The organism is Arthrobacter sp. P1_C12_2 (assembly GCF_056406415.1).
This window is the reverse complement of the sequence record NZ_JBFUAF010000002.1, coordinates 67,740-92,706: the sequence shown is the minus strand read 5'-3', so window position 1 is coordinate 92,706 and position 24,967 is coordinate 67,740. Positions and strand designations below refer to the sequence as shown.

General features: G+C 68.4%; 25 protein-coding genes. 11 read left to right on the top strand and 14 right to left on the bottom strand.

Annotated elements, in window-relative coordinates:
• Positions 1-44: 44 nt before the first annotated feature.
• Entirely contained in the window at positions 45-542 is a 498-nt protein-coding gene (locus tag AC1DZQ_RS03055; RefSeq protein ID WP_476962103.1) for a pyridoxamine 5'-phosphate oxidase family protein, read from the top strand.
• A 94-nt stretch (positions 543-636) separates the two neighbouring features.
• On the opposite strand, the gene AC1DZQ_RS03050 is transcribed toward AC1DZQ_RS03055, so the two are convergent.
• From AC1DZQ_RS03050 to AC1DZQ_RS03040, 3 genes are read right to left on the bottom strand one after another with little or no spacing between them, the layout of a single operon-like run.
• Positions 637-1,488 (bottom strand): transglutaminase family protein, encoded by an 852-nt coding sequence (locus AC1DZQ_RS03050; protein WP_476962102.1) that lies wholly within the window; start codon positions 1,486-1,488, stop codon positions 637-639.
• Entirely contained in the window at positions 1,485-2,411 is a 927-nt protein-coding gene (locus tag AC1DZQ_RS03045) for an alpha-E domain-containing protein (RefSeq protein ID WP_026266338.1), read from the bottom strand. Before AC1DZQ_RS03045 ends, AC1DZQ_RS03050 begins: the two co-directional genes overlap by 4 nt.
• On the bottom strand, positions 2,404-4,005 hold the full coding sequence (locus AC1DZQ_RS03040; protein ID WP_476962101.1) for a circularly permuted type 2 ATP-grasp protein: 1,602 nt from the start codon (positions 4,003-4,005) through the stop codon (positions 2,404-2,406). Before AC1DZQ_RS03040 ends, AC1DZQ_RS03045 begins: the two co-directional genes overlap by 8 nt.
• A gap of 152 nt (positions 4,006-4,157) precedes the next feature.
• On the opposite strand from AC1DZQ_RS03040, the gene AC1DZQ_RS03035 reads away from it, so the two are divergent.
• The gene (locus tag AC1DZQ_RS03035; protein ID WP_476962100.1) at positions 4,158-5,174 is read left to right on the top strand and encodes a YeiH family protein; all 1,017 of its coding nucleotides are present in this window, start codon (positions 4,158-4,160) and stop codon (positions 5,172-5,174) included.
• 34 nt (positions 5,175-5,208) lie between these two features.
• Entirely contained in the window at positions 5,209-7,848 is a 2,640-nt protein-coding gene (pepN, locus tag AC1DZQ_RS03030; RefSeq protein ID WP_476962099.1) for an aminopeptidase N, read from the top strand.
• A gap of 142 nt (positions 7,849-7,990) precedes the next feature.
• On the opposite strand, the gene AC1DZQ_RS03025 is transcribed toward pepN, so the two are convergent.
• From AC1DZQ_RS03025 to AC1DZQ_RS03005, 5 genes are all read right to left on the bottom strand, one after another.
• Positions 7,991-9,094 carry a lipoate--protein ligase family protein gene (locus tag AC1DZQ_RS03025; protein ID WP_476962098.1) on the bottom strand — a complete coding sequence of 368 codons (1,104 nt, stop codon included), beginning with the start codon at positions 9,092-9,094 and terminating at the stop codon, positions 7,991-7,993.
• Between the two features lie 122 nt (positions 9,095-9,216).
• Positions 9,217-9,474 carry a type B 50S ribosomal protein L31 gene (locus AC1DZQ_RS03020; protein ID WP_011691973.1) on the bottom strand — a complete coding sequence of 86 codons (258 nt, stop codon included), beginning with the start codon at positions 9,472-9,474 and terminating at the stop codon, positions 9,217-9,219.
• A 170-nt stretch (positions 9,475-9,644) separates the two neighbouring features.
• Positions 9,645-10,454 (bottom strand): TrmH family RNA methyltransferase, encoded by an 810-nt coding sequence (locus AC1DZQ_RS03015; protein WP_476962097.1) that lies wholly within the window; start codon positions 10,452-10,454, stop codon positions 9,645-9,647.
• A gap of 34 nt (positions 10,455-10,488) precedes the next feature.
• Positions 10,489-11,274, bottom strand: coding sequence for a sulfite exporter TauE/SafE family protein (locus AC1DZQ_RS03010; protein WP_476962096.1), 786 nt, complete (start codon positions 11,272-11,274; stop codon positions 10,489-10,491).
• 18 nt (positions 11,275-11,292) lie between these two features.
• Complete coding sequence (locus AC1DZQ_RS03005; protein ID WP_476962095.1) at positions 11,293-12,078, bottom strand: ABC transporter ATP-binding protein; 786 nt, start codon at positions 12,076-12,078, stop codon at positions 11,293-11,295.
• A gap of 132 nt (positions 12,079-12,210) precedes the next feature.
• On the opposite strand from AC1DZQ_RS03005, the gene serB reads away from it, so the two are divergent.
• Positions 12,211-13,170, top strand: coding sequence for a phosphoserine phosphatase SerB (gene serB, locus AC1DZQ_RS03000; RefSeq protein WP_476962094.1), 960 nt, complete (start codon positions 12,211-12,213; stop codon positions 13,168-13,170).
• Positions 13,171-13,272: 102 nt separating this feature from the next.
• Here the strand turns inward: serB and AC1DZQ_RS02995 are convergent, their stop codons facing one another.
• The 3 genes from AC1DZQ_RS02995 to AC1DZQ_RS02985 all read right to left on the bottom strand — a co-directional run bounded on the left by AC1DZQ_RS02995 (position 13,273) and on the right by AC1DZQ_RS02985 (position 15,596).
• Positions 13,273-14,037 carry an SDR family oxidoreductase gene (locus AC1DZQ_RS02995; RefSeq protein ID WP_476962093.1) on the bottom strand — a complete coding sequence of 255 codons (765 nt, stop codon included), beginning with the start codon at positions 14,035-14,037 and terminating at the stop codon, positions 13,273-13,275.
• A 165-nt stretch (positions 14,038-14,202) separates the two neighbouring features.
• Positions 14,203-14,622: an Hsp20/alpha crystallin family protein gene (locus AC1DZQ_RS02990; RefSeq protein ID WP_476962092.1), complete on the bottom strand. Its 420-nt coding sequence runs from the start codon at positions 14,620-14,622 to the stop codon at positions 14,203-14,205.
• A 248-nt stretch (positions 14,623-14,870) separates the two neighbouring features.
• Positions 14,871-15,596, bottom strand: coding sequence for a beta-ketoacyl-ACP reductase (locus AC1DZQ_RS02985; RefSeq protein WP_230008961.1), 726 nt, complete (start codon positions 15,594-15,596; stop codon positions 14,871-14,873).
• Positions 15,597-15,746: 150 nt separating this feature from the next.
• On the opposite strand from AC1DZQ_RS02985, the gene AC1DZQ_RS02980 reads away from it, so the two are divergent.
• The 4 genes from AC1DZQ_RS02980 to AC1DZQ_RS02965 are packed head-to-tail and all read left to right on the top strand — an operon-like array spanning position 15,747 to position 17,851.
• The gene (locus AC1DZQ_RS02980) at positions 15,747-16,199 is read left to right on the top strand and encodes a DUF3099 domain-containing protein (protein ID WP_476962091.1); all 453 of its coding nucleotides are present in this window, start codon (positions 15,747-15,749) and stop codon (positions 16,197-16,199) included.
• A complete protein-coding gene (locus AC1DZQ_RS02975) occupies positions 16,196-16,489 on the top strand; it encodes a hypothetical protein (RefSeq protein WP_476962090.1) in 294 nt (97 codons plus the stop codon). The genes AC1DZQ_RS02980 and AC1DZQ_RS02975 overlap by 4 nt, the downstream gene beginning before the upstream one ends.
• On the top strand, positions 16,490-17,368 hold the full coding sequence (locus AC1DZQ_RS02970) for an SURF1 family cytochrome oxidase biogenesis protein (RefSeq protein WP_476962089.1): 879 nt from the start codon (positions 16,490-16,492) through the stop codon (positions 17,366-17,368).
• A 3-nt stretch (positions 17,369-17,371) separates the two neighbouring features.
• Positions 17,372-17,851, top strand: coding sequence for a YbaK/EbsC family protein (locus tag AC1DZQ_RS02965; RefSeq protein ID WP_476962088.1), 480 nt, complete (start codon positions 17,372-17,374; stop codon positions 17,849-17,851).
• A 5-nt stretch (positions 17,852-17,856) separates the two neighbouring features.
• On the opposite strand, the gene AC1DZQ_RS02960 is transcribed toward AC1DZQ_RS02965, so the two are convergent.
• Positions 17,857-19,455: an ABC-F family ATP-binding cassette domain-containing protein gene (locus tag AC1DZQ_RS02960; RefSeq protein WP_476962087.1), complete on the bottom strand. Its 1,599-nt coding sequence runs from the start codon at positions 19,453-19,455 to the stop codon at positions 17,857-17,859.
• Positions 19,456-19,782: 327 nt separating this feature from the next.
• On the opposite strand from AC1DZQ_RS02960, the gene AC1DZQ_RS02955 reads away from it, so the two are divergent.
• The 3 genes from AC1DZQ_RS02955 to AC1DZQ_RS02945 are packed head-to-tail and all read left to right on the top strand — an operon-like array spanning position 19,783 to position 21,907.
• Positions 19,783-20,430 carry a biotin transporter BioY gene (locus AC1DZQ_RS02955; RefSeq protein ID WP_476962086.1) on the top strand — a complete coding sequence of 216 codons (648 nt, stop codon included), beginning with the start codon at positions 19,783-19,785 and terminating at the stop codon, positions 20,428-20,430.
• Positions 20,427-21,278 carry an energy-coupling factor ABC transporter ATP-binding protein gene (locus tag AC1DZQ_RS02950; protein WP_476962085.1) on the top strand — a complete coding sequence of 284 codons (852 nt, stop codon included), beginning with the start codon at positions 20,427-20,429 and terminating at the stop codon, positions 21,276-21,278. Before AC1DZQ_RS02955 ends, AC1DZQ_RS02950 begins: the two co-directional genes overlap by 4 nt.
• Positions 21,275-21,907, top strand: coding sequence for an energy-coupling factor transporter transmembrane component T family protein (locus tag AC1DZQ_RS02945; RefSeq protein WP_476962084.1), 633 nt, complete (start codon positions 21,275-21,277; stop codon positions 21,905-21,907). Before AC1DZQ_RS02950 ends, AC1DZQ_RS02945 begins: the two co-directional genes overlap by 4 nt.
• 380 nt (positions 21,908-22,287) lie before the next feature.
• Here AC1DZQ_RS02945 and AC1DZQ_RS02940 read toward each other — a convergent pair whose 3' ends face one another.
• Both AC1DZQ_RS02940 and AC1DZQ_RS02935 read right to left on the bottom strand, forming a co-directional pair.
• Positions 22,288-23,502 carry a thiolase family protein gene (locus tag AC1DZQ_RS02940; protein WP_476962406.1) on the bottom strand — a complete coding sequence of 405 codons (1,215 nt, stop codon included), beginning with the start codon at positions 23,500-23,502 and terminating at the stop codon, positions 22,288-22,290.
• Positions 23,503-23,536: 34 nt separating this feature from the next.
• Positions 23,537-24,934, bottom strand: a complete 1,398-nt coding sequence (locus tag AC1DZQ_RS02935; RefSeq protein WP_476962083.1) for a class I adenylate-forming enzyme family protein — start codon at positions 24,932-24,934, stop codon at positions 23,537-23,539.
• Positions 24,935-24,967 lie beyond the last annotated feature (33 nt).

Below are 24,967 nucleotides of genomic sequence, written 5' to 3'. Positions count from 1 at the left end.
ATTTGCCCTAGCCGCAGTCGGCCCGGCCGCGTACGCTCGCCGGCATGAGCACTGATTCGAGCCCGGGCAGTCACGAGCCAAAAGACCAGACCCACACCGTGGAAAACCTCGATCATCACGAATGCTGGCGGCTAATGCGCAGTGTCTCCGTGGGCAGGCTGGCGGTCTGGGTGGACGACCACCCGGACATCTTCCCCATCAACTACAAAGTGGACCACGGCACTCTGGTGTTCCGCACCGCGGAGGGCACCAAGCTGCAGGCGGCCACCAGCGACGCGCCGGTGGCGTTGGAAACGGACGGCGTGAACGCGGACACCGGAGTCGCCTGGAGCGTCGTCATCAAGGGCCAGGCCGCCCCGGTGCAGAACCCCCAGGAACTCATTGACACGGTGGGCCTGCTGCTTTTCCCGTGGCAGGGCGGCAAGAAGGAACACTTCGTCCGGATCACCCCGGACACCGTCACCGGCCGGCGCTTCAAAGTGGTGCCGCCGCAGACGTGGTGGACGCCGTTGGACGACTCCACCCGGTCCGGCCTCGAATAGCTTCCCCAAAACACCTGTTGCGCTATCAGATAGGGCGGCTCTGAGGGCTTCAGAGCAGCTCTATCTGATAGCGCAACGTTGGGCGGGGCGGTGTCTAGGCGACGCGGGTGATCTCCACGCTGACGGTGAGGGCCGATCCGCCGCCGCCGGACAGGATGCCCTTGAGCGGCGGCACGTCGCGGTAGTCGCGGCCCCGGGCCACAGTGACGTGGAAGTCCCCCGCCGGTTTGTGGTTGGTCGGGTCCCAGCTCCGCCATTCGCCGTCCCACCATTCGAGCCAGGCGTGGGATTGGCCGGCAACTGTCTCGCCGAGCTCCGCCGTCGAACGGGGGTGCAGGTAGCCGGACACGTAGCGGGCAGGGATACCGCAGCTGCGCAGTGAACCGATGGCAAGGTGCGCCAGGTCCTGGCAGACGCCCTGCCGCTGGTTCCAGGCCTGTTCGGCGTTGGTGGTGACGCCGGTGGAGCCCTTCATGTAGGTCATTTCACCCCGCATCCAGGCAAAGACCGCCATGGCGGCCTCGTGCGGCGATTTTCCCTCCACAACCCCGGGAATGATGGCGAGCACTTCGGAGCCGGGACCCGTCAGCTGGGACTGCGGGATCCAGTCACTGAACTGGTTCAGAGTCTCGGGGGCGGCCAGGACGTCCCACCCGACGATGTCGGCCACGGCTGCGTACTTCTCGACCCGGTGCACCTCGACGGTGGTGGTGGACAGGACTTCGAGGTGCTCGTGCGGCATCTGCATGTCGAAAGCGGTCACCCGCGTGCCCCAGTAGTCGCGGTAGCTGCTCAGGGCCGCCTGCGAGGGCGAAACCTTCATGGAGGACTCCAGTACCACCTGCTGCGTGTCCGTCAGCGGGGTCATCCGGGCCTCGTTGTAGGACAGGGTGACGCGTTTGTTGTACTTGTACGCCGTCTTGTGGACGATTTTCAGCCGGGTCATGAAACTTCTCCCACCCAGGCCAGCTCGTCTGCCTGATTGAAGTACTTACGGGAAATGGCATCGGAGGCCTGCGAAACCGCCTTTTGCACACGCTCCATGTGCTCCGGCAGCTCCGACATGAGGTCATCGGTGCGGTGGAACTCCAGGAAGGTGCGGGCCTGGCCGACAATCCGGCGGGCGTCGTTGATGAACCCGACGCGCTGGGCCGAGGGATCGAGCTTCGCCAGGCACTCGTCGGCGTCGCGCAGGGCGTAGACGATTGAACGCGGGAACAGCCGGTCCAGGAGCAGGAATTCGGCCGCGTGCTGGTCCCCGAACGCCGCACGGCGGGTCCGCAGGAACGATTCGTAGGCGCCGGCGCAGCGGAGCATGTTCACCCAGGACATGCCGGCCGAGAGCACATCGCGGGTGGAGAGCATGCGTGCGGTCATGTCGGCACGCTCCAGCGACCGGCCCAGGACCAGGAACTGCCAGCTCTCGTCGTGGCTGACGGTGGTGTCGGCGAGGCCGCTGACCATGGCCGTGCGCTCCAGGACCCAGTTGCAGAACCGGTAGGTGCCCACCACGTCCTTGCGGTGCTGGTTCAGCCCGTAGTAGGTCGTGTTGAGGCTTTCCCAAAGCCCGGAGGAGACGGTCTCGCGGGCGCGGCGGGCGTTTTCCCGGGCAGCGCCGAGGGAACCGGCAATGGAGGTGGCACTCTGCTTGTCGTAGGCGAGGGCATTGAGCAGTTCGGGCAGGCCGAAGTCATCGCTTTGCGCACGGGCCCCCATGACGGCGAGGAGTTCCTGCGCAACGCTGCGCTGCTCCTCCATAGGCAGATGGTTAAGCCGTTCGAGGTGGACGTCGAGGATCCGGGCGGTGCCGTCGGCCCGTTCCACGTAGCGGCCGATCCAAAACAGTGACTCGGCAATTCGGCTAAGCATTCGCGGTTACCTCCTGCGCGTCAGAAATCTGCTGCTGTTGCTGTTGCTGCTCTTTCTGGCTGTCGCGCCAGTTGCTCTCCACGGGCCAGACCGAAACCCGCTCGCGGACTGCGATGGTGGGCCGCGGGATCACTTCGACGGGGACCTGCGGGGAATCGGCCAGGACCCAGGTGTCCTTGGAGCCGCCACCCTGGCTGGAATTGACGATCAGAGAGCCCTCCTTGAGCGCCACACGGGTCAGTCCGCCGGGGAGAACCCAGACGTCCTCGCCGTCGTTGACGGCGAAAGGGCGCAGGTCCACGTGCCGGGGGCCGAACTTGTCGCCGCTGAGCGTGGGCACCGTGGACAGCTGCAGCACCGGCTGGGCGATCCACCCGCGGGGGTCGGCGATGATCCGCTTGCGCAGGGCATCGAGTTCGTCCCTGGACGCGTCCGGGCCGATCACGAGGCCCTTGCCGCCCGAGCCGTCCACCGGCTTGACCACCAGCTCGTCCAGGCGGTCCAGGACGTGCTCCCGGGCCTCCTTTTCTTCCAGCCGGAACGTGTCCACGTTGGCGATCAGAGGCTCTTCGTTCAGGTAGTAGCGGATGAGGTCGGGCACGTAGCTGTAGACCAGCTTGTCGTCCGCGACGCCGTTGCCCACGGCGTTGGCGATCGTGACACCGCCGGCGCGGGCAGCGTTGACCAGGCCCGGGCAGCCGAGCATGGAGTCGGCACGGAACTGCAGCGGATCCAGGAATTCGTCGTCGATCCGTTTGTAGATGACGTCCACACGCTGCTCGCCCGCCGTGGTGCGCATGTAAACCCGGTTGCCGCGGCAGATGAGGTCGCGGCCCTCGACGAGTTCGACACCCATGAGGCCGGCGAGCAGGGTGTGCTCGAAGTAGGCGCTGTTGAACACGCCGGGGGTCAGGACCACCACGGTGGGATCGTCGACGCCGGAGGGCGCCGTCTTCCGCAGGGCGGACAGGAGCCGGCGCGGGTACTCCTCGACCGGGCGGATGAGCTGCTGGCCGAAAGCCTCGGGCAGGCCCTTGGCCATGGCCCGGCGGTTCTCGAGGACGTAGCTGACCCCGGACGGCACACGCACGTTGTCCTCCAGGACGCGGAACGTGCCCTCGGCGTCGCGGACGACGTCGATTCCGGAAATGTGGACCCGAACGCCGCCGGCCGGCTCGAAACCGTGCACCTGGCGGTGGAAGTGCGCGCTCGTGGTGACGAGCTGGCGCGGGATGACCCCGTCGGCCACTACCGTCATTTTGTCGTAGACGTCGTTGAGGAAGGCCTCCAGGGCGCGCACGCGCTGGGCCACACCGCGTTCCAGGACGCTCCATTCATCGGCGGGGATCACCCGGGGCACGATGTCCAGGGGGAAGGGCCGTTCCTCACCCGCGAAGTCGAAGGTCACGCCGCGGTCCAGGAAGGTCCGCGCCATGGAATCGGCGCGGGCGCTGACGTCAGCCAGCGAAAGTTCGCGCAGGGCCACGGCCACTTGCCCGTAGGACTTCCGGGCCTGCTGGCCGGGGGCAAACATCTCGTCGTAGGCGCCGGTTCGGCCGGCCGCCTCGGAGTAATCCTGGAATAGGTCAGACATGGTCACTAGCCAACCACTTTTTCGTTACGAAATCATTTCGACGGCCCGCGGCATCATTTGGACGGCTCGCGGCGCAGCGCCGGTGGTGCGGGGCAGCCTGCCGGGATGGCCGCGGTTACGGTTTTTCCGGTCCGGTACGGCAATGTAGTGGCGTGCCCCCCAAAAGTTCCGCGGCCGCGGCCGCGCCAGGCCTCACCGGCGCCGCGGTGGCCGTTGCCGTCGCCGTCGCCGTCCATCTGCTGCTCCCGGCGCTGCCGGCGATGACCTTGGCCGTGCTCCTTGGGCTCCTGGCGGCAAACCTGCCGGGAGTGGCGGGCTGGACCGCCGGGCCGGCGCGTCCCGGGCTGGACTTCGCCGGCAAGCACCTCATGCGGGCCGGGATCGTGCTGCTGGGCCTGAAAGTCAGCCTCGGCGATGTGCTGGGCCTGGGCTGGGCTGCGCTGCTGCTGGTGACGGCCGTGGTGCTGGCCGCCTTCGCCGGCACCTATGGGATCAGCAGGCTTTTCCGGCTGCCTCCCCGTGTATCGCTGCTGGTGGCCACGGGATTCGCCATCTGCGGGGCGTCCGCGATCGGGGCGATGGCCGCCGTGCGCAGAATCCGGCAGGAGGAAACCGTGCTGCCCGTGGCGCTCGTGACCCTGTGCGGAACGCTGGCGATCGGTGTGCTGCCGTTGCTCGCGCGGCCGCTGGGCCTCGGGCCGGAGGTCTTCGGGGCGTGGACCGGCGCCTCGGTGCATGACGTCGGGCAGGTGGTCGCCACCGCCCAGACCGCGGGACCCGCGGCCCTGGCCGTCGCCGTCGTCGTCAAACTCACCCGGGTGATCCTGCTGGCGCCGATGGTCGCCGCCGCGGGGTTCCACCACCGGCTCGGCACCGCGGCCGACGGCGCCAAGCGGCCGCCGGTGATCCCGCTGTTCGTCATCGGATTCGTGGCCCTGGCGGCCCTGCGCACCACCGGGTGGCTCTCCCCCGCAGTCCTGGAGGCGGCCGCCGCCCTCCAGGACCTGCTGCTCGGCATGGCGTTGTTCGGGCTGGGCTCCGCCGTCCGGGTGGGGCAGCTGCTGCACCCGGACGGCGGAGCCCGCGCGCTGCTGGCCGCGCTGGCCTCCTGGCTGCTGATCGCACTGCTGGGCCTGGCGGCCGCATTCCTGATGTTCCCCCCGGCGTGATCGGGCACACACGCTCCCGTGATTAGATAGCTGGGTGTCAAACCAGAATCTGAGCCGCGACGAGGCCGCGGCCCGCGCCGCCCTCATCACCACTCACAGCTACGATGTCTCCCTCGATGTCCGGCAGGCAGCCGACCCGAACGTCGCCGGCTACACGAGCCGCAGCATCATCTCCTTCTCGGCCAATGAACCCGGGGCGACGACCTTCGTGGATTTCATCGCCGGCAGCGTGCACAGCGTCTTCCTCAACGGCAAGGGACTCGCCGTCGCCGACGTCGTGGACGGCTCCCGGATCCGGCTCGAGAACCTGCAGCCGGAGAACCAGGTCACCATCACGGGGACAGCCCTGTACAGCACCTCCGGTGAAGGCATGCACCGCTTCGTCGACCCCGCCGACGGTCAGTGCTACCTCTACACGCAGTACGAACCCGCCGACGCCCGCAGGGTGTTCGCGAACTTCGAACAGCCTGACCTGAAGGCCGAGTTCACCTTCCACGTCATGGCCCCCTCCGACTGGCAGGTGTCCTCCAACGGCGCCGAGGTGCTGCGCACCCAACTGACCAGTGATCCCGCCACGAGCCGCTGGGACTTCGCCCCCACGAAGGCGATGTCCACCTACATCACCACCGTCCTTGCCGGACCGTACTTCAAGGCCGAGGACGCCTGGCGCGGCACGCTGGACGACGGGACGGTCCTGGACGTGCCGCTGGCGCTCTACTGCCGCGCCTCCATGGCCGCGTCCTTCGACACCGACGCCCTGTTCCGCCTCACCAGGAACGGGCTGTCCTTCTTCAACGAGCTCTTTGACTTCCCCTACCCGTGGGGCAAATACGAGCAGGCGTTCGTGCCCGAATACAACCTCGGCGCCATGGAAAACCCGGGCCTGGTGACCTTCACCGAAAGCTACGTCTTCACCTCCCGGGCCGCCGACTCGCAGTACCAGGCCCGCGCCAACACGCTCCTGCACGAGATGGCGCATATGTGGTTTGGAGACCTCGTCACCATGAAGTGGTGGGATGACTTGTGGCTCAAGGAATCCTTCGCCGACTACATGGGCACCCTCGGCGTGGACCGGACCACGGACTGGGACACGGCCTGGGTCAACTTTGCCAACAACCGCAAGGCGTGGGCCTACGTCCAGGACCAGCTGCCCACCACGCACCCCATCGTTGCCGACATCCCGGACCTTGAGGCCGCAAAGCAGAACTTCGACGGCATCACCTATGCCAAGGGCGCCTCGGTGCTCAAGCAGCTCGTGGCCTACGTCGGGTTCGAGGCCTTCATCGCCGGGTCCCGGCAGTACTTCCGGGACCACGCCTACGGCAACACCACCCTCGCTGAGCTGCTGGCGGCACTGAGCGCGGCGTCCGGCCGCGACCTCGGCGAATGGGCCCGCCAATGGCTCCAGACCTCCGGCATCTCCACCCTCTCCAGCGAGATCACCGTACACGGGGACGCGCTCAGCTCCGTCGCCGTCCTGCAGGACGCCGTGGATCCCGCCACCGGCCGGCAGGAGCCCCGCCCGCACCGGTTGCGGATCGGCCTCTACGACTTCGACGACGCCGGCGCCCTGGTCCGCACGGACAGCGTCGAGACCGACGTCAGCGGCGCCCGGACCGACGTGGCCGCACTGGCCGGCAAGCCGCGGCCCGCGCTCCTGCTGGTCAATGACGAGGACCTCAGTTACGCCAAGGTCCGGCTTGACCCGCACTCCGAGTCCACCGTCCGCGGCTCCCTGGACAAGCTGAAGGACCCCATGGCGCGGGCACTGTGCTGGACGGCGCTGTGGGACTCAGCCCGCGATGCCGTCACACCGGCCGCCCGCTACGTCGACGCCGCCCAGCGCTTCGGGCCCGCCGAGCCCGGAATCGGCGTCCTCCTCAACGTGCTGGGCAACGCCTCGACGGCGGTCGACCGCTACGTCCCCCGCGGCCAGCGAGGCGCCGTGCGCCACGGCTTCCTCACCACGGCCGCCGAACAGCTGCAGGCGGCGGCGCCGGGTTCCGACCAGCAACTGGCCTGGGCCCGGACCCTCGCCGCGACCAGCCGCTACGACGCCGGCCGGCTGGACTTGCTCCGGGGCATCCTGGACGGCAGCACCGTGATCGACGGCCTCGCGGTCGACGCCGAACTGCGCTGGAATCTCTGGCATGCCCTGGCGGCCAACGGCCAGGCCTCAGAGGAGCAACTCGACCAGGAGCTCGCCCGGGACAACACGGCGGCAGGCAAGTCCGGGCACGCCACCGCCCTTGCCGCCCGCCCCGAGGCGTCCGTCAAGGCGGCCGCCTGGGAGGCAGCCGTCCACGGCACGGGCCTGTCCAACCAGCTCCTCAGCGCCACGATTGCCGGGTTCAACACGAGCTCGGCCTCCCTGCTGGCCGGGTTCATCGACCCGTACTTCGAATCCCTCGAGCAGGTCTGGGCGGACCGGAGCATTGAGATCGCCAGCCGGATTGTCCGCGGCCTGTATCCCGCGGGACAGGACCTGGACGGGCACGGTGGAACGCCCGAAACCCACTCAGTGATTGTCCGCACCGACCACTGGCTGGCCGCCCACCCTGATGCGCCGCGTGCCCTGCGCCGGATCATCATCGAACAGCGCAGCCAGCTGCACCGTTCCCTCAAGGCGCAGGCCCTGACGGCGCCGGCCATAGCACCATCGGCTGCTCCGTAACCGCCCTTTTGACGGCTGAAAACGGCGGCTGGGCCCACGCCGGCAGGGTTCCCTGGCCGAGCTTGCGAGGCGAGGGGGCCGGTGGGGAGCAATCGACGGGAATGAAGGCTGTTAAGGAGCGGGCTCTTTAGGGAACCCGCTTTTAGGGAACTCGGTGCAGCCACTCCGCGGTGCCGAACTTGGCGTCCACGCGGCGGCGGGCGGTTTCAAGTTCGGCGTCGGTGAGGACGGACGGTGTCGCGCCGTAGCGTTCGGCGAAGACGTCCATCATGGCTGCGACGATCTCGGCGCGGGACAGGCCGGTCTGCCGGCGGAGCGGATCCACGCGTTTCTTGGCGCTCCGGGTGCCCTTGTCGGACAGTTTCTCCTTGCCGATCCGCAGCACCTCCACCATCTTCTCGGCGTCGATGTCGTAGCTCATGGTGACGTGGTGGAGCATCCCGCCGTTGGCGAGCCGCTTCTGCGCCGCCCCGCCGATCTTCCCGTGCTCTGTGGCGATGTCATTGAGCGGCACGTAGAAGGCGCTGATGCCGACCTTTTCCAGGGCCGCCATCACCCACGCATCGAGGAATCGGTAGGAGTCCGCGAAGCTGATGCCGTCCACGAGGGTCTGCGGGAGGTAGAGCGAGTAGGTGATGCAGTTCCCGGCCTCCATGAACATCGCTCCCCCGCCGCTGATCCGCCGGACCACGCTGATGCCGTGCCGGGCCACGCCTTCGGGGTGGAGTTCGTTGCGGACGGACTGGAAGCTGCCGATCACCACGGAGGGCTCCTCCCAGTCCCAAAACCGCAGGGTGGGATTGCGCCGCCCGGCGCCGACTTCCTCCGTCAGGACCTCGTCCAGGGCGACGTTGACGTGGGTGGGCAGGACGGACGGGGCGATGATGTTCCAGTGGTGGTCCGCCCAGCCGGTGGCCTTCGCCAGGGCGCGGCGGACGGTAACCGCGACGGCGTCGGCGGAAAAGCCGAACAGCACGGTGCCTTCGGGCAGCGCCGCCGTCACGGCGTCCGCGATGTCCGCGGCGCTTGAATCGACGGGCAGCCCGGTGAGCGCCCGGTTGATCTCCGGCAGCGCCTCGTCCGGTTCGAGGAAGAAATCCCCGCTCAGCGAGACGTGGGCCAGGACGCCATCGACGACATCGAAGTCGGCGACCACGAGTTTGCCACCCGGCACCTTGTACTCGCCGTGGTGACGGCCGCCGTCGTCGTCGGTGCTGGGAGCGGTGGCCACGGGATGGGATGTCATGACCTCCATCCTGCCGCATGCATCCATGAACCCGGGAACCTGGGAAACCGAAATACCGGCCGGACGCAAAAAGCCCGCACCGTTGCCGGTGCGGGCTTTCCATCAGACTTTGGGGAAGAAGGTTACTTCTTGCCGCCGAAGCCCTTGAAGCGAGCGTTGAAGCGCTCGACGCGGCCTGCAGAGTCCATGATGCGCTGCTTGCCCGTGTAGAACGGGTGGGACTCGGAGGAGATTTCGACGTCGATGACCGGGTAGGTGTTGCCGTCTTCCCACTCGATGGTCTTCTTGGAAGACACGGTGGACTTGGTCAGGAACTTGACGCCGGAAGCCAGGTCGTTGAAAACAACAGCTTCGTACTTCGGGTGAGTATTAGACTTCATAATTGGACCTTTGTTCGCACAACTGGATTTTGCCAGTTGCCAGGTATGAATGGGATGGCCGGCGGAAAGCACCGGACGGCCAGCTATCAATCATAGCCGATCGACGGACCGCTGACGAACACCGTTGGCGCACGTCAGCGCGGCGCCGCCGCCGTTCGAGTCAGCTCGCCTCAGTCCCTCGGGCGGAGTTCCCAGAACGCCACCGCCGACGCCGCGGCGACGTTGAGTGAATCGACGCCAGGGCGCATCGGGATCTTCACGGCGAGGTCGACGGCGGCCAGGGTTCCTGCGCTCATGCCCGCGCCTTCCGTGCCCAGCACCAGGGCCAGCCGCTCCGGGCGGCGGGCCGCCAGCACGTCGAGGTCCACCGCGTCATCCGTGAGTTCCATGGCCGCCACGGTGAAGCCCTGCTCCTGCAGCGCGGCAAGGCCCACCGCCCAGTCCTCCAGCCGGGCCCACGGCACCTGGAACACGGTCCCCATGCTGACGCGCACGCTGCGGCGGTAGAGCGGATCCCCGCAGCGCGGCGAGACCAGGACGGCGTCCACGCCCAGGGCCGCGGCCGAGCGGAAAATGGCCCCGACGTTGGTGTGGTCCACGATGTCCTCCAGCACCGCAACCCGGCGGGCTCCGGCAAGCAGCTCCGCCAGCGGCACCGGGGCGGGCCGGTGCATGGCGGCCATGGCGCCGCGGTGCAGGTGGAAGCCGGTGATTTCCTCGAGCAGCGCCGCGGAGCCGATATAGGCCGGGACATCCGGGTACTGCTCAAAGACATCGGCCAGGTCCCCGGCCCACTTTTCGGCCAGGAAGAAGGACCGCGGCCGGTGCCCCGCGGCCAGCGCCCGGCGCAGGACGCGGGAGGACTCGGCGATGTACAGGCCCTCGGCGGGTTCCCGGACCTTGCGCAGGTGCACGTCCGTGAGCTGCGTGTAGTCCGCAACCCGCGGGTCGTCGGCGGATTCGAGAAAGTGAAAGGTCACGGGCAGGTCATTCCTGAGAGGCTGTTGGAAGGGGCTATTTAAACAGGTTGGCGATCATGAACCCCAATGCCACCAGGCCAAGGGTGAAGATGACCCCGCGCAGGACCACCGGGGAGAGCCGGCGGCCCACCCTGGAGCCAATCACGCCGCCGATCAGGGAGCTCACCGCGATCAGCCCGACCACGCCCCAGTCGATCCGGTCGAAGGCAAACAAGAGGTAGGAGCAGGCGGCCACCACGTTCACGCCCAGGACCAGGAAGTTCTTCATCGCGTTGGCGTTCTGGATGGTCCCGGTCATGAACACTCCCAGGATGCCCACCAGCAGGATGCCCTGGGCCGCGACGAAGTAACCGCCATAGACGCCGGCAAGGAACACCAGCACCAGGAGCAGGACACCGTGGCGGCGGTCCCGGATGGCGTGCTCTGGGTTTTCCTCGCGGTTCTTCACCCACCGCTGCAGCCGTGGCTGGAAGACCACCATCAGCAGGGCCAGCACGATCAGCATGGGGGCGGCGTAGTAGAAGACCTTCTCGGGCAGGTGCAGCAGCAGGTAGGCGCCGGTGACGGCGCCCAGCAGCGAGGCCGGCAGGAGCCGGAGCAGCTGCTTGCCGCGGCCTTCGAGCTCCTTCCGATAGCCCCAGGCGCCGGTGGCGTTGCCGGCCACGAGCCCCATGGCGTTGCTGATGGAGGCGGTGACGGGGGGATAGCCCAGGGCGATCAGCACCGGAAACGTGACCAGGGTGCCGGATCCGACGACGCTGTTGATGGTCCCCGCCCACAGCCCGGCGAAGAATATGAAGGCGCTATTGAGGAGCTCCACGCGCGGTCAGCGGCCCCGTCAGCGGCTGGCGGTCGCGGTGTACCGGCCGGCGTTGACGCTGACGTCAAGCGGCAGGCCGAACGTTTCGCTCAGGTTTGCGGCCGTGAGGACCTCCGGCAGCGGGCCGGAGGCCACTACGCCGCCGTCGCGCATGAGCATCGCGTGCGTGAAGCCCGGCGGAACTTCTTCGAGGTGGTGGGTGACCAGGACGATCGCCGGGGCGGCGTCGTCGCGGGCGAGTTCGCTCAGGCGCTGGACCAGGTCCTCGCGCCCGCCGAGGTCGAGCCCTGCGGCCGGCTCGTCCAGGAGCAGGAGCTCGGGATCGGTCATGAGGGCGCGGGCGATCTGGACGCGCTTGCGCTCCCCTTCGGAAAGCGAGGCGAAAGGGCGGTTGAGCAGCGGGCCCATCCCCCACTCGTTCAGCAGCCCGAAGGCGCGCCGCTCGTCGTTCTTCTCGTATCCTTCGCGCCAGCGGCCGGTCACCCCGTACGCGGCGGTGACCACCACGTTGAGGACCTTCTCGTGCTCGGGGATCTGGCTGGCCAGCGCGGCGGAGGACAGGCCGATCCGCGGGCGGAGCTCGAAGACGTCGACGGCGCCGAGGACTTCCTCGAGGATGCCCGCCATTCCGGACGTCGGGTGGATGCGGGCCGCGGCCAGCTGGAGGAGTGTGGTCTTGCCGGCGCCGTTGGGGCCCAGGATCACCCAGCGTTCGCCCTCCTTGACCTGCCAGTCCACCTTGTCCAGGAGCGTCTTTGCCCCACGTACAACACTGACCCCGGCCATTTCAAGAACATCACTCATAGGAGTAGACACTAGGACAAAAAAGCGGGCGACTGATAACCGGGGCTGCGGCCTGCCGTGGAGCGTCACGCGGCGCCGGCCCGGGCGCAACGAATTCGGGCCGCCCACCGCCCGCTCGCTAGGATTGAGGCCATGAGTTCGAACGTGACTGCAGTGAGCTACGGCCTGAAACTGTCCCTTCCCGACATCCAGCGGCTGCGTTCGCTCCTGACGGCTGCCGGGCTGAGCGTCGGGGCGGAAACCCGCACCGGCGATGCCCGCTTCGAGGTGTACGCCGTGGACTGCGCGCTGGACACCTCACTGGACATCTCACAGAGCACCGGAGTGGATGGCCGGAATGCAGACGCCGCCACAGCCGCCGCGGTGGCGGATGCCCGGCTGGACGGTCCGCGCCGTGCGCTGGCGGCCGCCGGCATCGACGGCGTCGATACGGCGCTGGTTCCGGCAGCGCTGCGCAGCGCGCCGCGGAAGTTCCTCATCATGGACGTGGACTCCACGCTCATCCAGCAGGAAGTGATCGAGCTGCTGGCCGCCTACGCCGGCAAGCGCGAGGAAGTGACGGCGGTGACCGAGGCGGCCATGCGCGGCGAGCTGGACTTCGCGCAGAGCCTGCACGCCCGGGTGGCGGTCCTCGCCGGACTGCCCGCGGACGTCGTCGAGTCGGTCCGCGCCGAGGTCAGGCTGACCGAGGGCGCGGCCGAGCTGGTGGCGGCGTTCCAGGCTGCCGGCCATGCCGTGGCCGTGGTGTCCGGCGGGTTCAACCAGATCCTCCGGCCGATCGCCGAAGACCTGGGGCTGCACTACTGGATCGCCAATGAACTCGAAATCGTCGACGGCGCGCTGACCGGCAAGGTGCTCGGCGACGTGATCGACCGGGCCGCCAAGGAGAAGTACCTGCGCGAGTGGGCCGCTGCCGAGGGCATCCCGATGGAACACACGATTGCCGTGGGTGACGGCGCCAACGACCTCGACATGCTTGGCGCGGCCGGGATCGGCATCGCCTTCAACGCGAAGCCGGCCGTCCGTGCGGCCGCGGACGCCGCCGTCAACCTGCCCTATCTCGACGCCGTGCGGTACATCGCGGGAGTCTGACGCGTTAACCGCAAGATGGCACGTCGCGGCAATGTTGGGGTAAACATTGCCGCGACGCGCCATCCCGGCGCGCCATTCCGACGCGCTTGGCGGTGTGCGCTCCTAGCTGGAGCTCGTATCGGCTGTCTTGCCGAAGTAGTCGGCGCCGCCGACGTATTCGGTGTGGCCGGTCTCGACATCGGCCGAGGCCATCTTGGCGACCTCCGCGGCAAACTCCTTGACCGAGTACAGCTTGCCCGCTTCGGCACGGCGGGCCTCAATGGCGCCGGGGTTGGACCGGTCAAGCAGGGTGGCCGTGACGGTGCCCTCGATCATGTCGCCGGAGACGACCACCAGCGTGATCCCCTTGTCCGCCAGGTTCGGGACGAGTGCGCGGAGGGCGTCCTCGCCGGCACGCTTGCTGCGGGCCACGGGCTCGTACTCGGGCATGGTGGGCACCGTGTCGATGAAGTGGGCCTGGTGGCTGGTCACGAAGACCACGCGCGAGCCTTCGGGCATGAGCGCCACGGCGGCGTTGAGCATGTTCACCTGCGCGTCGCGGTTCAGCTTCAGCGCGTAGCCCTCTTCCATGCCGGTCTCCATGCCGCCGGAGGCGTTGAGGACCAGGAGGTCGAGCGAGCCGAAGTTCTCCATCGCGGCGCTGGCGAGGGCCTGGACGCCTTCCTGGGTGGTGAGGTCCGCCCCRACGGCCGCGGCACGGCCGCCGTCGGCTTCGATCTCGGCGACAACCTTGTTGGCGCGCGGCGCCTTCTGGCGGTAGTTGACGACGACGGCCGCACCTTCGGCGGCCAGGATCTTGGCCACTTCGGCGCCGATTCCACGCGACGAACCGGTCACGATCGCAGTCTTGTTCTCCAGCAGTCCCATACGAGCTCCTTTGTTCCAAACGTCCAAATACTGTGGGTCTGCCATCCATCATGCCAGCGGATCGCGCCATTACAGTTGTTCAGCATCCACAAAGAAGCCCCGGCGGCGTAGTTCCATCGTGCCGTCGCCGGAAGGCGCCGCGCCCGGAACCGGCCGGCGGTTCGGTCAGCCGCGGTCGATCCGGATCTTCGTCGTCGCTTCGCCGGTCACAACCTTGGGAGCCGGTGCGCGGACTTCCAAGACGCCGTCCTTGTACGTGGCGGTGATGTCTTCTTCCCTCACCCCCGCGGGCAGCGCAATGCTCCGGGCAGCCCGGCCGTAGCGGAACTCCGAGCGGTAGCCGTCCTTGCTCTTGTGTTCGGACGATTCCCGCCGCTCCACGGCAATATTCAGCATCCCCTCACCGACCGAGACGTCGACGTCCCGCTCCGGGTCGATTCCCGGCACTTCCGCCCGAACCACCAAGGTGGTGCCCTCTTGGAACTGTTCGATTTTGATCCCTGGCGCTATGGACAGATCACCGTCAAGGAAACGGCGGACCGGTTCCAGCATGTCCGAGGGCGTCCATTTGCTGAGATCACTCATGATTTTCCTCCTGAGTCCACGCCCCTGCCACGGCATGGGCAGGGGCTGTGAGCCCATTACACGCCTCCGGCGCCCCTGAGCCAAGGGCAAAAAGGCCCGGCGCGGAAGACCGCAGGCCTCTCGTTGCCGGCGGCGGTGCCGGTTGTACCGGTTGCAGAGGACAGGGCACAGCAGAGGACAGGGCACAGCGGACGACGGCGGAAGCCGCCGTCGTCCGCTGTATCCGGAGTGGTCCTGCGGGGACCGGGCTAGTGGCCCATTCCCAGGCCGCCATCGACCGGAATGACCGCACCCGAAATGTAGGACGCCTCATCGCTGGCGATCCAGCGCACAACGTTGGCAACTTCGGAGGCCTCGGCGAAGCGACCGGCGGGAACCTTGGTCAGGTAATCCTTCTGCGTGGCCTCGGGCAACTCGGCCGTCATGTCCGTGTTGATGAAGCCGGGCGCGACCACGTTCGCTGTGATCCCGCGCGCGCCGAGCTCGCGGGTGAGCGACCGGGCGATGCCCACCAGGCCTGCCTTCGAGGCAGAGTAGTTGATCTGGCCCGGCGCGCCGTACAGGCCAGAGACGGACGAAATCAGCACCACGCGGCCCTTGCGCGCCCGGATCATGCCCTTGGACGCGCGCTTGATGACCCGGAAGGCGCCCGTGAGGTTCGTGTCGATCACCGAGGTGAAGTCGTCTTCGCTCATGCGCATCAGGAGGGTGTCCTTGGTGATGCCGGCGTTGGCCACGAGTACTTCCACCGGGCCGTGGGCGGCTTCGACTTCCGCGAACGCAGCGTCAACCGAAGCTTCGTCGGTGACGTCGGCCTTGACGCCGAGGATGCCCTCGGGCAGGGACGATTCGCTGCGGAAGGTCACGGCCACCTTGTCCCCGTTGGCCAGGAAGGACTCGGCAATGGCCAGGCCGATCCCCCGGTTTCCGCCGGTGATCAGAACGCTGCGGCCGGTGGTGGATGTGTCAGTCATATGGGGCTCCGGGATTCTGCGGCAGGGAGGGCCGCGCTGGGGGCTGGATTTTTCCTGCCTCCGATCTTAGCGCCCGGTTCGCATCCGTTTGGGCGGCTCCGCCGATGGTGAGAGAATTGAAGTAAGCCTTGGGAGCGTGATCTGACAGCCGTGACACTCAAAAACCGACCCGGTGCGCATGTGCCCGGGAGGCCGGACTCCGAGCCCGGCGGTACCGAGGTGCACAGCATCACCGACGCCGCTGCTGCCCACTCGGACGAGATGCACCAGCGGATGGTCAAGTACGCCGTCGCCATGGGCATCCGCATGGTCTGCCTGATCCTGATTTTTGTCGTGGATGGCTGGTTCAGGCTCCTGCCGATTGCCGGCGCCGTCTTCCTGCCCTGGATTGCGGTGGTGATCGCCAACGGCAGCGACAAGGCGGAAATCCATAGCGACTCGCTCCTGGACTATGCCCCGCTCGCAGAGCTGGACGCCGCGGACACCGCAGACCCGGCCGCGCAGTACCCGGCTGACGGCGAAGACGACTCGGGGACGCTGCTGCAAGGCGAGCTGATCGAAGATGAGAACGACGACGACGACCACGGACGGGCAGCTTCATGAACCTCTTTGACCTGGCCGGGACCGGTGGCGACACCGCCACGGGCCCCGGCACCGTCTGCTCGCGGAAGGCCTGCCGCGCGGCGGCGGAATGGCAGCTGCTGTGGAACAACCCCAAGATCCACACCCCGGAGCGGCGCAAGATCTGGCTGGCGTGCGGCGAGCACCGCGCCTGGCTTGAGGACTACCTCCAGACGCGCGGCCTGTGGAAAGAGACTGTGGTCCTCGGCGCCGAGACCGTCTCCCTCCCGGAAGCGACCGCCCCCCTCGACCCGTCAGGCAGGATCGGCTGAATGTACCGCTTTCTCTTCTCTAGTAAGTGGCTGGGGTACTTGTTGCTGGCCGCGATCTTCGCTGCCGGCTGCGTTGGGCTGGGCCGGTGGCAGATGGACCGTCGCGCCGAGACCCTGGCCGAAATCAACCGGGTGGTCTCCAACTACTCGGCCACCCCTGTGCCGTTCGCCGATGTCCGGGACCAGTTCAGCCGGCTGAACCCGGAACGCGAGTGGACCCAGGTGGAACTGAAGGGCAGCTACGACGCCGCCAGCCAGCGCATCGTCCGCAACCGCCCGCTCAACGGCCAGCCCGGCTACGAGGTGGTGGTTCCGTTCAAGCTCGAGTCCGGCGAAACCGTGGTGATCGACCGCGGCTGGCTGCCCATCGGCAACAACACCCCGGGCCGGCCCGACTCAGTGCCTGCCCCGCCGCAGGGTCCGGTGACGGTCGTTGCCCGCCTGAAGCCGGCCGAGCCCGAGCTGCAGCGCGGCGCCCCCGACGGCCAGCTGGCCTCAATCGATCTCGCTGCCTATTCCGCGCAGCTGGGGTATCCACTGCTTACCGGCGCCTACGGACAGCTCGCCTCGGAGTCACCCGCGGTGCAGGACATGCCGTTCCCGTTCCCCAAACCGTCCACCGATGAGGGCACCCACCTGTCCTACTCCCTGCAGTGGTTCGCGTTCGGCGTGCTGATGTTCCTCGGGTTCGGCTACGCGGCCCGGCAGCAGGCCCGCAACGCCGCGATCGACGCGGAGGACGCCGAAGCCGAAGCAGCCGAGGGCGTGTTCCTGCACTCCAGCGGCCCGGTGGCCCGCCGTCGTCCCGCTCCGCGCAAGCGCAAGAACGCGACGGCGGAAGAAGAGGAAGACGCCATCCTCGACGCCCAGGGGTTCTGAACGTTGAGCCCTGACGCCGTGCCCGGACCGGTGGCAAACGTCAAGCGTGCCCTGACCGCCCTGGGCGCCAAGGACACGGTGACAGTGTTCGAATCAAAAGTCCCGACGGCGGCAGCGGCGGCCGCCACGCTGGGCTGCGACGTCGCGGCGATCACCAACAGCCTGGTGTTCGACGTCGAGGGCACGCCGCTGCTCATCCTGGCCAGCGGCGCGGCCAAGGTGGACGTCCGCAAGGTCGCAGAGCAGCTGGGCACGGGAAAGATCCGCCGCGCCTCCCCCGAGTTCGTCCTGGAACACACCGGCCAGGAGGTAGGCGGCGTGGCCCCGGTAGGCCACCCGGAGAGGATCCGGACCCTGCTGGACGAGTCGCTGTCAGCCCACCGCGTGCTCTGGGCAGGGGCAGGGGACCACAACTCGATGTTCTCCATCAGCTACGAGGACCTGCACCGGATCACGGGCGCGGAAGAGATGCCGGTCCGCTGACCGGCTTACGCCAGCGTGATGAGGTCCAGGTAGTCTTCGTTCCAGTGGTCCTCGATGCCGTCGGGAAGCAGGACGACGCGCTCCGGGTTGAGCGCCTCGACGGCGCCCTCGTCGTGGCTGACCAGGACGACGGCGCCGGTGTAGTTGCTCAGGGCGCCGAGGATTTCCGCGCGGCTGGCGGGGTCGAGGTTGTTGGTGGGCTCGTCAAGGAGCAGCACGTTCGCGCTCGAGGCCACGATGGTGGCCAGCGCCAGCCGGGTCTTCTCGCCGCCGGAGAGCACACCGGCGGGCTTGTCGACGTCGTCGCCGGAGAACAGGAACGAGCCCAGGATGTTGCGGACTTCCGCGTCGTTCATGTCCGGGGCGGAGGAGCGCATGTTCTGCAGGACGGTGCGGTCCACGTCGAGCGTCTCGTGCTCCTGCGCGTAATAGCCCACCTTCAGGCCGTGGCCCGCAACGACTTCGCCGGTGTCCGGCTTGTCGACGCCGGCCAGCATCCGCAGCAGCGTGGTCTTGCCGGCGCCGTTGAGGCCCAGGATGACCACCTTGGAACCGCGGTCGATCGCGAGGTCGACGTCGGTGAAGATCTCCAGCGAGCCGTAGGACTTGCTGAGGCCGTCCGCGGTGAGCGGGGTTTTGCCGCAGGGTGAAGGATCCGGGAAGCGCAGGGCTGCCACGCGGTCGGTCGCGCGCACGGCTTCGAGGCCGCCGAGCAGACGTTCGGCACGCTTGGCCATGTTCTGGGCAGCGACGGCCTTGGTGGCCTTGGCGCGCATCTTGTTGGCCTGGTCGATGAGGACCTGGGCCTTCTTCTCCGCGTTGGCACGCTCACGCTTGCGGGCGCGCTCGTCCGTTTCGCGCTGGGTGAGGTAGCGCTTCCAGTCCATGTTGTAGAAGTCGATCTGGGCGCGGTTGGGATCGAGGAGGAAGACCTTGTTGACAGTCGCTTCAAGCAGTTCGGTGTCGTGGCTGATGACAATCAGCCCGCCTTGGTGGTTCTTGAGGAACTCACGGAGCCAGGAGATGGAATCGGCGTCGAGGTGGTTGGTGGGCTCATCGAGGAGCATGGTTTCGGCATCCGAGTACAGGATGCGTGCAAGCTCCACGCGGCGCCGCTGTCCACCGGACAGGGTCTTGAGCGGCTGGTTCAGCAGCCGGTCCGGCAGGGCGAGGTTCGAGCAGATCGCTGCCGCCTCGGCTTCGGCGGCATAGCCGCCGGCGGCCAGGAACTCGGATTCCAACCGGTCATAGCGATTCATCGCCTTGCGCTGGACCGCGGCGTCCTCGCTGGCCATCTCTTCGTGCGCAACGCGGAGCTTGCCCACGGCGATGTCCAGGCCGCGGACGGACAGGATCCGGTCCCGCGCGAGCTGCTCCATGTCCGGGGTGCGGGGATCCTGCGGCAGGTAGCCGATTTCGCCGCTGCGGGTTACCTTGCCGGCGGCGGGCAGGCCCTCGCCCGCGAGCACCCGGGTCAGCGTCGTCTTGCCTGCACCGTTACGGCCGACCAGACCGATCTTGTCTCCCTTGTCGATCCGGAAGCTCACCTGGTCCATGAGGAGGCGGGCGCCGGCGCGAAGTTCGAGATCCTGGACGGTAATCAATGCAGCTAAGGCCTTTCACAACAGGGAATGCCGCGGCACGACGGGTGGAGTCTGGGCGGGGCCGGGGCAGGGCGGTGCGAGAGCACGGCCTCTGCAAGTCTACCGGCACCACCCCGGCTCCATGACATTGGCACGTATGGCAGTACGCAGCCGCCGTCGCGGTGCTCGTCCGGCCAGCTGGCCGTGTTCATTGGCGGCGCCCTCCAGCTTCCGGCCCGCCGGTTAGTGGGGCGCCTACAAAAAACCGTCCGCGCCGCGGCCGTACAGTCAATATCACAATCCATATTTCCGCCGCAGCTCCCTGAGCAGCACCCTGACAGGAACATCATGACGCAAACCGACCGTCCCGCCGCAGCCAGGACCCCGCGCCGCCGGGTCCGCTGGAATGCCACTGACCTTGGCCTCATCGCCGTCTTCGCTGCCCTTGTGGCCGCTTCGGCACTGATCGCCGCCATTCCCGTGGGCGGGCTCGGCGTGCCCATCACGCTGCAGACCCTTGCCGTCATGCTCACGGGCCTGGCCCTCGGCCCGGGCCGGGCCTTCGCCGCCGTCGGCCTGTACCTCCTTCTGGGCTTCGCTGGCCTGCCGATCTTCAGCGGCGGCCGCAGCGGGCTGGGCGTCCTCGCCGGACCCTCCGCCGGCTACATCATCGGGTTCCTGCTGGCCGCCACGGCTGTCGGCTGGCTGACCGTCGTCGTGCTCGCGCGCACCGCCAACCGCAAAGGCAGGCTGCGTGCCATCCTCCTGTTCGCCGCCGCCATGGTGAGCAGCATCGTCTTCATCCACGGCCTGGGCATCCTGGGCATGATGGTCAACGCCAAGCTGGACTTCTCCAAAGCCTTCCTGGCCGATCTCGTGTTCTACCCCGGCGACATCATCAAGAACGTCCTCGCCGTCAGCATCGCCCTGGCCCTGCACAAGGCCTTCCCGGATCTGCTGCTGCGCCGCGTCCGGACGGTTGACACCCGCCCGTGAGCATCATCGTCCTGGACCGGGTTTCGGTGCGGGTGCCGGTTGACGGCCGCCCCGCACCCAAGACGCTGCTCCAGGAGCTTTCGCTCGACCTCACGGAACGGCGGATCGGGGTGATCGGGGCCAACGGCTCCGGCAAGTCCACCCTCCTGCGGCTCCTGAACGGGCTCGTGGCACCCAGCGACGGCACCGTGAGGGTCGACGGCGCCGATACCGTCCGGGCCGTCCGGGAGGTCCGCCGCCGCGTGGGTTTTGTCTTCACCGACCCACTCTCCYAGCTCGTCATGCCCACCGGACGCGAGGATGTGGAACTGTCCCTGCGGCGCTCCATCCGCAACGCCACGGAGCGCCGTGCCCACGCGGAGTCAGTCCTGGAACGGTTCGGCCTCCTGCCGCTGGCGGACCAGAGCATCTACGAACTCTCCGGCGGCGAACGCCAGCTCCTGGCGCTGGCCGCCGTCCTGGCCGTCGATCCGGAAGTGCTGGTCCTGGACGAGCCCTCCACTCTGCTGGACCTGCGCAACCGAGAACTCTTGCGACGCACGCTGGCCGGGCTCCGCCAGCAGGTGATTCTGTCCACCCACGACCTCGAGCTGGCCAGGGACATGGACCGCGTCCTGGTGGTGGACGCAGGGAAGGTGGTGTTCGACGGCGAACCGGCGGCCGCCGTCGCGCACTACCGCGCGCTGAGCGCTGCGGGCCTGCCCGCACCGGGTGGCGGTATCGATGGTGGACCGGGCGGCGGCGGGCTTGGTGGCGGGCTGGATGGTGTCCGGCTGGACGGCGGCGGGCTGGATGGCGGCCGGCCCGAGCGGGCCGTGCCGGAGCAGGCCCGGCTGGAGCAGGCGTGAGCGGCCACGGCTTCCTCCTGGCCGCGTATGTGCCGGGCTCGTCCCTGATCCACCGGGCGCCGCTGTGGCTGAAGTTCCTGCTGGTAGTTGGGTGCGGAATGACGTCGTTCCTCGTCGCAGACTGGGCCGTGTCGGCCGCCATGCTGGCGCTGCTGTGCGGACTGTTCCTGCTCAGCGGCGCCGGTCCGGCCCGGCTGTTTCGCGCAGTGCGCCCGGTCCTTCCTGTACTCGTGGCGATCGGTCTCTTCCAGTGCTGGCAGCTGGGCGCACCGACCGCCGCGCGGATCGTGCTGAACGTCCTGGTCTGCGTCGTCGCGGCCTCGATCCTGACCGCCACCACCCCGGTGCAGGCCCTGCTCGACGGCGTGGCATCCCTGGCCCGGCCGTTCCGTCGCTTCGGTGCGGACCCGGAACGCTTCGCCCTGACCATCGCCATCATGCTCCGCAGCATCCCCTTCATTGCCGAGGCCTACACGGACGTGCGCGACTCGGCCCGGGCCCGCGGACTCGAACGCAATCCGAGGGCCCTTGTGTTGCCCGTCTTCATCAGCACGGTGGCCTTCGCCCGGCAGACCGGCGAAGCCCTCGCCGCCCGTGGACTGGGTGAGCCAGAGGACCCGGAGGACTAGCCGCTCGGGTGCCCGCGCCCCGGCTCCCCGCTGCCTCCCCACCGGACATGTCCTCCCGTGGCCGCAGCCAGTGGACATGTGGCCCTCATGCCCACTCCTCGTACTCAAGAATGGGCATGTCCGATTCAGGTTGCCGGCGGAAGAGCTGCCCCGCCGGTTCGGATATTGAGCATGCCCTCCCCTGGCCGCAGCCAGTGGACATGTGGCCGCAATGCCCATTCCTCTCCCCTAAGAATGGACATGTCCCACTCAGGTTTCCCGCGGAGAAGACGTCACGTTGGTTCGGAATTTGGGCATGCCCTCCCCTGCCCGCAGCCAGTGGACATATGGCCTACATGTCCACTCCTCGCGCCCAGGAATGGGCATGTCCCCCGGCGGGGTTAGGTGAGGCGCGTGTACCCCAGCAGCGCGGCCGTGCCCATGCCGCCTGCAATGCTGATCATCGCCAAGGCTAGCTGGCCCGGGTCCGCGGACCTGCGGGCTTGTGCCAGCAGCCGGGTGACCAGCACCGCGCCCGAGGCTCCATAGGCGTGCCCCAGGGCCAGGGCGCCGCCGTCGAGGTTGGCCTGCTCCGGGTCGATCCCCAGCTGGTCAAAGCACGCGAGCGTCTGGGCGGCGAAGGCCTCATTGAATTCCACCAGGCCCACGTCCGCGGCCGTCAAACCGTGTGCCGCCAGGAGCCGTTCGGCCGCTGCGGCCGCGCCGATGCCCAGGAGCTGCGGCGCCACCCCGGCGGTGTCGGTTCCCAGCACCAGCAACCCGTCCGCGGCGCCCAGCTGCCGGGCCCGTTCCATGGACGTGATCACGACGGCGGCAGCACCGTCAGCGTCGAAGCACGAGTTCCCGGCCGTGACCGTGCCGCCGCTGGCAAACACGGGCGGGAAACGGGCCATCAGGGCTGGGCTAAGGCTCGGCCTGGGACCGTCGTCGGCTGCCGCGGACGCCCCGGAGCCGGCAGCGAGGGGCACGATTTCGCCGTCGAACCTCCCGGCAGCCGCGGCGGCCAGGGCACGTTGGTGGCTGCGGAGCGCGAAGGCGTCCTGGCGTTCCCGGCTGATGCCGAAGCGGGCGGCGACGTTCTCGGCCGCCACCCCCATGTCCGGATCGCCGAGGCTCAGCGGGGCGAACTGGGCCCGGCTGTAGTAGTCCGGGCTGCCGTCCTCGTTGCGGTGGGCCCGGAGCGGAGCCGTGCTGATGCTCTCCACGCCGCCTGCAAGGTACAGGCCACCGCCGCCCGCCGCGACCAGCCGGGAGGCCAGGACGATCGCGTCCAGACCGGAGCCGCATTGCCGGTCCACGGTGACGCCGGGGACGGTGACGGGCAGGCCCGCCTCCAGCGCGGCGAGCCGGGCCACGTTCCCGCCGCCGCCCACGGCGTTGCCGATCACGACGTCGGCCACGGACTCCGGGCCGGGGCCGGCACCCGTATCCGCGTCGGCGAGCAGGCTGCGGAGCACCGGAGCCAGGAGTTCGTGGGCGCGCAGCTTCTTCAGGGCCCCGTTGGCCCGGCAGAGCGGCGTCCGGCGCGCGCCGATGATCACCGGCTGCCTGTCCTCCGGCAGCAGCCCGGGGAAGGATGTTCCGGGGACGGGCAGCCCGAGTGGTGCCGGCCCCGCTCCCGCGCGCGGCTCAGCCAAGACGCCGGATCCTGGGATCGTTCCGGGCCACCCAGTCCAGCAGGAGCTGCCGGCTGATCTTGCCCCGGTCCGTCAGGGGCAGCTCGGTCAGCACAAAGTACTCCAGGGGGCGCTTGTTCCGTGCCAGCACATCGTCGATCCCGGACCTCAGCTGGGTGGCCGTGACCGCCCCGTGCGAAGGCACGACGCCGGCCACCACACGCTGGCCGCGAAGGTCGTCAATCATGCCGGCCGCCACCGCCGCCGCGACGCCCGGGACGGAGGCCAGCGCCATCTCGACCTCGTGCGGGTAGACGTTCGTGCCAGCGGTGATGATCATGTCGGAGCGGCGGCCCAGCATGTGCAGGGTCCCTCCGGAGAGGTAGCCCTGGTCCCCCACCGTGTACCAGCCGTCGAAACAGCGCAGCGCCTGGCCGTCGTCACCCCAAAGGTAGCCGTTGCTGACCATCCCGCTGCGGACGCAGATGTTGCCGTCGCGGCCGTCCGGGAGTTCGGCGCCGCGATCGTCGAGGATGCGGATATCGACGCCGGGAAATGGCTTCCCGATGCCGGTCCCGCCTGGCTCAACGGGCTCGCCAGGACGCAACCCGGCGCCCGAGACGAAGCTGAGTTCGGAGGCGCCGTAGTACTCGAAAATGGTCGCGTTGGGTGCCCAGCGCCGGGCCGCCTCCAGCGTCCGGGCGTCCAGCTTGGAACCGGCGCAGATGATGCTGCGGATGCCGGAGGCGTCGACCCCGCCGGCCAGGCCCCGCTCGCTGAGCAGCCGGAGCATGGTGGGCACCAGGACCAGGCGGGTGATGCCGTCGTGGCTGACGGCCGCGTGGGCGGCGCCGACGTCGAAGTGGTCCAGGCTGTGGAATTCCGCGCCGGCGTACAGGCATTCGGCGAGGGCGTAGAGGTTCAGGCTTGCCGCGAGCGGGCCGGGAGCCAGGGTTTTGTCGTCCTGCGTCAGTCCGAAGAATTCAATGGAGGCCTCGAACGATTCCTGCCAGGAGCGCCGGGAGCGGGTGAACGCCTTGGGCACCGAGGTGGTGCCGGAGGTCAGGCCAATCAGGAACGATGTGTCGGGCGGCCCGTCCACGAGCTCGGTCCTCGACACCGGACCCGCTTCCGTCCCGGTGATGCGGGCGGTGATGCCGTCCTGGAGTTGCTGCGGCCAGGCCGGGTCCAACACCGCGCACTGCCGCTCACCAGCGACGGCCGCCGCGAACGCTACGGCGAAGCGGGTGGAATTTTGTTCGCACAGCACGGTGATCGCAGGCGCCGCGGGCACCAGCGCCGCCGCCCGATCCCGCACGCCGGACCAGCTGAGGTGCTCTCCGGCCACGACGACGGCTGTCTCGTCGGGACGGTCATCGGCCCAGCGCTGGAGTCTGTCGAGAAAAGGCATCGCCCCAACTTTACCGTTGCCGGCCGCCACCGG